At 45.8% G+C, this 7,147-nt stretch carries 9 protein-coding genes and 1 pseudogene; 2 read left to right on the top strand and 8 right to left on the bottom strand.

Annotation, left to right across the window (positions count from 1 at the left end; genetic code table 11):
• Positions 1-106 precede the first annotated feature (106 nt).
• The 8 genes from AC1DPK_RS05565 to AC1DPK_RS05600 all read right to left on the bottom strand — a co-directional run bounded on the left by AC1DPK_RS05565 (position 107) and on the right by AC1DPK_RS05600 (position 6,422).
• On the bottom strand, positions 107-394 hold the full coding sequence (locus AC1DPK_RS05565; RefSeq protein ID WP_430056352.1) for an alpha/beta-type small acid-soluble spore protein: 288 nt from the start codon (positions 392-394) through the stop codon (positions 107-109).
• A 679-nt stretch (positions 395-1,073) separates the two neighbouring features.
• Positions 1,074-1,514, bottom strand: coding sequence for an SRPBCC family protein (locus tag AC1DPK_RS05570; RefSeq protein WP_477509594.1), 441 nt, complete (start codon positions 1,512-1,514; stop codon positions 1,074-1,076).
• Between the two features lie 4 nt (positions 1,515-1,518).
• Entirely contained in the window at positions 1,519-1,959 is a 441-nt protein-coding gene (locus AC1DPK_RS05575; protein WP_477509595.1) for an SRPBCC family protein, read from the bottom strand.
• Positions 1,956-2,462 carry a MerR family transcriptional regulator gene (locus tag AC1DPK_RS05580; RefSeq protein WP_477509596.1) on the bottom strand — a complete coding sequence of 169 codons (507 nt, stop codon included), beginning with the start codon at positions 2,460-2,462 and terminating at the stop codon, positions 1,956-1,958. The genes AC1DPK_RS05575 and AC1DPK_RS05580 overlap by 4 nt, the downstream gene beginning before the upstream one ends.
• Before the next feature lie 277 nt (positions 2,463-2,739).
• Complete coding sequence (locus AC1DPK_RS05585) at positions 2,740-3,258, bottom strand: DinB family protein (protein ID WP_477509597.1); 519 nt, start codon at positions 3,256-3,258, stop codon at positions 2,740-2,742.
• 56 nt (positions 3,259-3,314) lie between these two features.
• Positions 3,315-4,325: a helix-turn-helix transcriptional regulator gene (locus AC1DPK_RS05590; protein WP_477509598.1), complete on the bottom strand. Its 1,011-nt coding sequence runs from the start codon at positions 4,323-4,325 to the stop codon at positions 3,315-3,317.
• Between the two features lie 52 nt (positions 4,326-4,377).
• Entirely contained in the window at positions 4,378-5,451 is a 1,074-nt protein-coding gene (locus AC1DPK_RS05595) for a phosphotransferase enzyme family protein (protein ID WP_477509599.1), read from the bottom strand.
• An 89-nt stretch (positions 5,452-5,540) separates the two neighbouring features.
• On the bottom strand, positions 5,541-6,422 hold the full coding sequence (locus AC1DPK_RS05600; protein WP_477509600.1) for a helix-turn-helix domain-containing protein: 882 nt from the start codon (positions 6,420-6,422) through the stop codon (positions 5,541-5,543).
• A gap of 244 nt (positions 6,423-6,666) precedes the next feature.
• On the opposite strand from AC1DPK_RS05600, the gene AC1DPK_RS05605 reads away from it, so the two are divergent.
• Entirely contained in the window at positions 6,667-6,987 is a 321-nt protein-coding gene (locus AC1DPK_RS05605; RefSeq protein WP_430057104.1) for a hypothetical protein, read from the top strand.
• Positions 6,911-7,116: pseudogene (locus AC1DPK_RS05610) on the top strand (transposase); the annotation flags it as partial. The gene AC1DPK_RS05605 and the pseudogene AC1DPK_RS05610, both read left to right, overlap by 77 nt.
• Positions 7,117-7,147: the final 31 nt, after the last annotated feature.

A 7,147-nucleotide genomic window follows, 5' to 3' on the forward strand; every position in this document is an offset into this window, starting at 1 on the left:
TTCGCTGTATCACTTATTTTTTTTTGAAAAAAGGCATCCAATGGGTGCCTTTTTTATCATTCTAGTTCCCAACCCGGCAGCCGTGTATCCATGCACTCATAATTCTTCAGGACTGCTCCCTGTTCGCAATCTGCTCTTGGGCGAGACGGATCATTTCCCGAACCATGGAACCGCCAATTTTACCACCGACATGGCCCACTGATTCCGTAGTCAAATGACCATTGTTTCCTGGATGCAAAGGCACTCCAAGCTCCTTCGCCACCTCGTATTTTACGTCGTCCGGTTGATTCGGATTCACGGCATAGCCTTCGCGTTTCATTACATCAGCTTTGAAAGCCTGCATCCCCTGTTCAACCCCAGGCACCGCATATTTTCTCCTTCTTCTTGCCATCATACAACACTCCCCTCGATATTTTCTTTCTAACTTGCCCGGAAGCACAAAAATTCATCCCTCTTCCGCATCAGCACGAGAAATGCAGGACCATCAAACAGTTGATAAACTGTTGAAATTTATACGCACGACCGCAGTGGAAAATATCTTGGAGAATCTTTGTTTTCCTCTATACTCGACTTCTATTGGCCACCTACCATGAAACATAGAAATTCGACCTACTTAGAGCACAGCTCAGCTTAACGGATCAATCGTCGAAAATTATAAAAGGAGCAGCCGCAGCATGCTCCTTTGTTTGTGTTCTAATGAATTCTTACTTCATTTTGCAAGAGCTTTATCCATTCATTTCGAGACAAAGATTAAATTTATTTTTCCAATAATCTCCTCATTCAATTTGACAGATGTATCTGCTAATAATTGGAGGAGCACGGATTCAACAAATCTTTGCGGTTGGCCTTCCTCGTCCAGAAGTACTAAGTTCTTGAAGCCTTGAATGATGCTGGGGAAACTCTAGGTTAATGCTGGTGCTTTGTCGGGTTCGACGCTAATCAAGCAGACGCTCGGCTCGTCAATGTTACCATGCCAGAGTCGGTCATCCTCCTTACGTAAAAATCGCCGTCCGATTCCCATCAGAGAACGTGAACGGCAACAATTTTGGAGTCATCACGTAAGTGGCAGTCCTTTAATAGACCAATTCCGCCAGCAGCTTCCCAAGTTTATCAAGCAACTGCTCATTAGCTTCTATGCAGATCGGCTTAGATTTTTCAAACTCTTCTTTATCCTTGAAACGTTGACGGAAGGTGACTCTGGTGCTGCCTTCAATGCTCTCGAAGGTAGCCGTTATCCGAAATTCGTGACCGGACACATGATCAATCACAATCCGCTCTGACGGTACGATTTCAACAAAGACGTTATGGTTAGGATAATCCACTCCATCCGGTCCATGCATGATGAACCGCCATGTGCCTCCCGGCCTGATATCACACACTTGATTCGTATTTGTGAAGCCTTGCGGCCCCCACCACTGGGCTATCAAATCGGGGGTTGTCCAAGCTCGAAACACGAGCTCCCGCGGGAAATAGTATTCGCGAGTAGTTATAAGTTCATTTTCAACTTTTGACATGTTCCTACTCCCCGTCTACTGTTTTTCCAAGTGCGTCCAACATGATGTTTGTACCATGCTCCCGTATTTCTAGCGTATCGTGTCCGTCAAAGAACGCACCTTGCTCCGTGAAAATCAGCTTTGTACCGTCCTCCACTTTAATAAGCTCTATCGTTGTAATCGAGACGGAGATGCGCGTGCTTCCCGAATTCAGCGTGTACGTGTAAACAATGCGCTGCTCTGGAACAAGCTCCTGATAGTAGGCGTCAAAGGTAAAAACTGGCCCTTCCGGCGGCCCGCCGCTGCTGTACTCACGCCCGCCGACCTGAAAATCGAAGATCTCTGGCTCCGAAAACCACTTCGCTTTGACAATTGGATCGGCCCATGCGTGATAAACCCTCTCCGGTGAAGCAGCATAAGTCCGCTCGACGACAAAAGTTCCATGTTTGACAAATCGTTCGTTCATTGATTTTCCTCCTTATGTTTTGGACTTCCACTCTCTTTGGCAAGAAAGTCCCCTAACAGGCTCAAATGTCGCTCCCAACTCATTTGCCGTTCAATGACCGGTTTCTCGAACTCCATCTTCATCGCTTGCAGAAGGCTCGTGAAATCTTCAACTGTTAATTCCGCTTGACCTTGCATAAGCTTGGATACATGTCTTAGCTGCTCCAATAGTTTCTGCTGTCGTTTGATCTGTTCTTTGATTTGATTGATCTGCAGGTTGACGATCTCAAGCGGGCTGATCTGCCCGCCACTTAAGGCCAGCTTAATCTCCTCGAGAGATAACCCCAGCTCCTTAAGCGATAATATCTGGTGCAAGCGTGATAAATTCGATTCACTATATAGCCGATGACCCGATTCTGTCTGGTCAGATGGCGATAACAAACCGATTTGATCATAAAAGCGCAGCGTTCTTACGGTCAACCCCGTCAGGTTGGCGAGATCCCCGACCTTCCAATGTTGCTTCATTAACCATCTCCGATCTTTGGCGCTAGCTATATACCGGTAGCTCTATTGTAAAACATTACGTTACGTAAGGTGCAAGTGGAATTGTATTTCTCTCCCAATCTTTTTTGCGTCGATGATTTTGAACACAGGTTATTTTGTCTAATGGCGAAAACTCCGCCGCGGCGCTATTTTATGCAATTGTAATAAAAAAATACGCTTGGGGTTCCAAGCGTATTTTTGTGTTTTTTTATTTTCTCTCTGCTTCAGACGAATATCGCTGCCGCTCGTTCCGCTTGATTTACTTCTGACTTTCCTGTTGGTTTAGCAAATAAAACAGATAATCGGTCGGGAACCCCGCATATCCTTGCTGCCTCAGCATCGCGGTCACATTGCCCCGATGATACGTCCCGTGGTTGACCACATGCTGCAGAATCTCAGAGAACCGCGTATTGAGACGACCGTAGTTCGGATGCTCGATCGTCATCTCCTTGTCCGGGTCTGGCGTTCGCTGCAGCAAATCTCGGTACTGTTCGGCGACGCCGGCGAACAGCTGCCGTGTCTCGTCCACTGTTTTGCCTTGCGCTTGCTCCGCCCACACCGACATCCTCGGAAAAATGTTCTCGTTCGGAACTCCCGCGAGCACACACAGATAAACCTGTTCGAACAAGTACATATGCCCGAACGTTTGTGACACGGACGGGAAAACGCTCGTTACTTCCGCATGGAACACATCTTTCGGAAGCTGCTCTAGATGTCCGAATAAACGCTCGTTCGCCCAAACGTGATAATCGTACAATTGATGAGATTGTTTAAGCATGGATACATCCACCTTCCTTTATTCATCGTCGTTCGGCTGCTGCAGCCTTTCCACTATCATACAACGGGTTTGCTGACAACTGTTGTCAGCGAAGTACAATCGGAATCGTCTGCATAATGTTTAGCAATTCCTATCGCTAATTCCTGAATGCGATATTTCAGATCCAGCGGCTCCCGAATGCGAATGGCCGTGCCGAACGTCATCAGATACATTGGAAGGTACTTGTTCATTGTTGGGGTATCGAGCAGGAACTGCGCCTCCCGGTCGGTCCGTTCCGTCAAATAGTGGCGCATATGCCAGTGGCCGCAAATTGCATTCAACGTGACGGGGTCCCCCTCGATGCGAATGACCGTCAACGGTCCGTCCGCTTCTCGTTCCCGCTTGGACTGGTCATGGAAATAGGCGGACGCAGAGAAGTGCTCCGGTTTTTCAAACCGCATATCGGTCGGCTCCAGCCGTGCGATACGATCCACGCGGAACGTCCGAGCCGCTTGCGACCGATGACAGAACGCGACAGCGTACCATTCGTTTCGGACATAAGCCAGCCCGTAGGGATCGATGTTACGTTCGTCGGCCTGTTCCGTATTTGGTTTGCGATAGGTGATGCGCATTGTTTGTCCGTCATCCGCCGCCTGCTCCAGGTCTCGCAACAACGGAACGACGGAAGGTGGACGCGACGGAGCAATCACATCCATGCCGCTCGTCTGACGGGTTAGATCGTGAAGCTGATCTTCGTGCAGCCCGTTCTCCACCTTCTTCAACGCACTTTCCAGCTGTTCTGTATACGGATAGCCAGCGCCTTGCGTAAATTTAAACGCGTCTACAAGCGCCTTCAGCTCTAAGGGATTGAAGAACAATGGTGTCTCCTTGAAGCTTTCCATAATGCGAATGCCGCCGTCATGGCCCGATTCCGCGACGACCGGCACTCCGCTGGCGCATAGTGCGTCGATATACCGGTACACGGTGCGGACGCTGATCTCCAAACTGTCTGCAATTTGCGCGGCGGTGAGCTTCCTTCCGGATCGCAGCATCCACAGCATAGACAGCATGTTATCCCATTTTGCCATAGTGGCAGCCTCTTTTCATCGCGTAATTGAACCTCATTTCACTTTGTGAAAATTAAATATTTCGTTCCTCATACTCAAAGGGTTCTTCGCAAGAGTACATTTCATGAAAAAACCCTTTGTACGGGATATCGTCTTCCAAACATTTTATAAGATACGACAGCTCCTCATCACACTTTGGTACATCACCGTTGTTCTGCATGACCTCGAATGCATCAATAATATTTTCCAAGAGATTTACTTTGATAAATAAAGGCACCTTATCCAACGCCGAATCTTCGAGCTTGGTCTCGGATCTGTATCCCGCGAGGACTGTTTCAAAATAATCATCCATAAACTTTTTACGTTTACCGGCGTCTGGCTCAAATTGTATCCAGCCCACTCCGCTTGTCCAAAGGCCTGCCAAGTCAAACATATACCAACCGAAACATGAATTATCGAAATCATATACGGTTATTTGTCCGGTATCAAAATCGATTGAATAATTCCCATCGTTGTAATCAAAATGGAGCATTCCGAAAGTATCCTCGTTGCTGTCCAATCCTTTTAAGGTATTAAGGAGCTCTACCAGCTTCTCTTTAAGCAGAGGTAAGGAGTCTGGTATCCGCTTATCAATATATTCAGCATTGTATTTGTCAAAAAAACTATGCCGACGATGAACAGGCATATACCCTTTCGATATTTGATGCAGTTTTCCCAGGACTTTGCCGCAATTATAATAACATTCGGTAATTGGAGCTCCTTCTCGGTACTGATAATTATTTTCTACAAGCATTTTTCCCTTAGCCTTTTCAAACAGACAGACAAAAAAGGTGTGGTTATTATGTGTAATCTCCTCCAGCAGATTCCCATTCCGGGAGCTGATTACATTTGAGACACTTCCCCCATGCTCGAATAAATATCTAACATACTCAACTTCTCCCAGAAAATCTTCCCGGCTTCTGTCAGGTAAAAAAGCGATTCTAAGGATTTTTGCGTCGGCGCCCTCTTTCACACAGGTATATACGACATTCCTTCCTCCAGCATGTGCCGGAATCAGCTGAATTTCATAGCCTTCTAATCCGAACAACTCCGATACTACTGTAAGCAAATAGGTATCACCGATTGAAACAACCTCGTTATAATTCATACAAGTTCCTTTCCGCACAAACATTTATTTTTTCTTACTCTATAAAAAGAACGTACCACAATAGCGGCACGCTCAATGGACTTTTTTGATCATTTTACTCTGATGGGCGCAAACCATTCCATCTGACAGTACTCGCCATCGTATGCATCCGTGTCGATTTTTTCTACGAAAAATTCGCGATCCAGAAGCTCATATTTCCCTTCGTTCTCCTTTGCAAGCCTATTGATAGCATGATATAGCGCCTCTGCGCGCAGTTCACTAATCTCCTCATAATGATGGTTCCCTATATAACGAAAGCCGACGCATAAGGAAGCAGGGACGGTGTCACCTGAAAAGCCGTCAGGAATATCGTTCAGATTCTGTACGCGTATAGACGGTAGATAGTGCGTCCAACTAAGTGATGGATCAAGTGTCTTTGTTAGACCATAATAAATATTGGGTTCTACTGGATTTGGCACTTTATGCCGATTGTTCCACCAAAACTGCTTAGCAGCCTCGGGCGCTTTTGTCGGCGCTTCAGCAATTTCAATTCGATACATTTGCCCAATTAAATGAAACGATGGCATCATGACCATATTCGGCCCGTATACCAAGTTTCCGCAAACATTGTTTTTCGGAAATAGATGAAGAGGAGCTGTTATATGAATGTTTCTTCCGGAATGTCTGCATTCGCCAGGCGTAAGCCCATATTCGCGTTTAAACGCGCGTATGTAGGTTTGCTCATGTTCATAACCACATTCGATTGCAATGTCGAGAATTCGTTTCTCGGTAAGCATCAAATGCTCCAAGCTCGCGGCAAGCTTTCGAGAGCGGATATAGCTTTGTAGCGGCACGCCGAAAGCGAACTTGAAGAGTCGACGCAAATGAACAATGGAAATCGGGAGATCGACCAGATATTCTGCCTCCCTAGTACCAGAAACATTTTCTTCTATTCGTGATAGAAGCTCAGACAAAAGCTTGTATAATTCCATGCAACACTCCTAGAATATTATTGTTCCTTATCATTAAAATACATAAGGACTATTAGCAAAATTATACCATGATATGGAAAACATTATCGTTTTCTGCATATAAAAAAGGGGCTGTCTCAAAAGTCATTTTGCGATTTTTTGAGCACTACTTAGAACTTATTTTCATCGAGAAAAAGAACCTCAAGCTCCACTATACAGTGGAATTTGAAGTCCTTTCATTTGAAAATGGGGATGTTCCCCTGTCATGCAAAGACTTTTGCGGCAGCGTCTGCAGCAGCTTCATCTAAGTGCAGAAATGCACTTATTTAACCAAATCTTCTTCAAATCTGCTCAATTAGAGGTATTTGTACACCTATTTGCAACATTCCAATCTTGTTTGTTAAAAACAGGTGCACTTTTACACTTATTTACTCTCCACTTTCGGCTCGCGCACATTACAATCATACGACGATCATCGCTGATGCTGGATATGGTCAGTCTGAGTTATTATGCGCTACAAGCAGCAAGCAAGGGAAAAACTGAGCTGCGAGGAAGGATATTCGCTGTCGGTAAGACGAATGATTAAACCCGAAAGTGTTTTAGGGCAGATAAAGAATAACCAAGGATTCCGGCGTTTCTGCTTCGCAGCTTACCTAAGGTAAGTCTGGAGGTCGGGTGGCTTTCGCTTGCCCATAATCCTATGAAGCAAGCATAGACCAGAATAGAAAAATAGCAGTACAGGAATA

This window comes from Paenibacillus sp. 01T424 (assembly GCF_056398745.1).